This window comes from Streptomyces sp. NPDC058240 (genome assembly GCF_042882135.1).
GTDB lineage: Bacteria > Actinomycetota > Actinomycetes > Streptomycetales > Streptomycetaceae > Streptomyces.
The window spans coordinates 1-1,011 of sequence record NZ_JBHVWT010000171.1 but is presented as its reverse complement, the minus strand read 5'-3'; the positions used below and the strand labels follow the sequence as shown (position 1 = coordinate 1,011).

At 65.3% G+C, this 1,011-nt stretch carries 1 protein-coding gene; it reads left to right on the top strand.

What is annotated here, in order from left to right; genetic code table 11:
- Positions 1 to 1,011: IS630 family transposase (locus ACFVX4_RS42195; RefSeq protein WP_389988886.1), on the top strand; the 1,011-nt coding region annotated here is incomplete at its 5' end.

Here is a 1,011-nt window from a genome sequence, read left to right as displayed (position 1 = left end):
CGTTCGACACCGCAGGCGTGGGCCCTGCGGTGTCGGATTATCCTGGCCTGCGCCCAGGGTGCCTCGAACAAGGACGTGGCCGCTCAGCTCGGGGCCACGCCCCATGCGGTGGGCCGCTGGCGGGCCCGGTTCGTGCAGTATCGAATTGCCGGGCTGGGTGACATGCCGCGTCCGGGTGGCCCGCGGACGGTGACGGACGAGCAGGTGGCGGCGCTGGTCGCCAGGACGCTGGAGTCCACGCCGAAGAATGCAACCCACTGGTCGACGCGTTCGATGGCGAAGGAACTGGGCCTGTCGCAGTCGACCGTGTCGCGGATCTGGCGGGCGTTCGGCCTGCAGCCGCACCGCTCGGAGACGTTCAAGCTGTCGACGGATCCGTACTTCATCGACAAGGTCCACGACGTCGTCGGCCTCTACCTGGACCCGCCTGAGAGAGCTTTGGTGTTCTGCGTCGACGAGAAGTCGCAGATCCAGGCCCTGGACCGCTCTCAGCCGGTGCTGCCGATGATGCCCGGGGTTCCGCAGCGGACCACCCATGACTACGTACGCGCCGGCACCACCACCCTGTTCGCCGCTCTGGAGGTCGCCACCGGCAAGGTGATCGGTTCCCTGCACCGCCGCCACCGCGCCGAGGAGTTCAAGAAGTTCCTCATCAAGCTCGACAAGGAAGTCCCGGCCGGCCTCGAGGTCCACCTGGTGCTGGACAACTACGCCACCCACAAGACCCCGGCCATCAAGACCTGGCTGCTGGCACACACACGGTTCCACCTGCACTTCACACCCACCGGATCGTCCTGGCTCAACCTGGTGGAGCGATGGTTCGCCGAGCTGACGAACAAGCAGATAAGGCGAGGCGTCCACAGATCTGTCCAGGCCCTGGAGAAGGACATCCGGACCTGGATCGCCGCATGGAACACCGACCCCAGACCTTACGTCTGGACCAAGACCGCAGACGAGATCCTCGAACGCCTCGCCAGCTATCTGAACAGAATTCCTGACTCAGAAGACTAG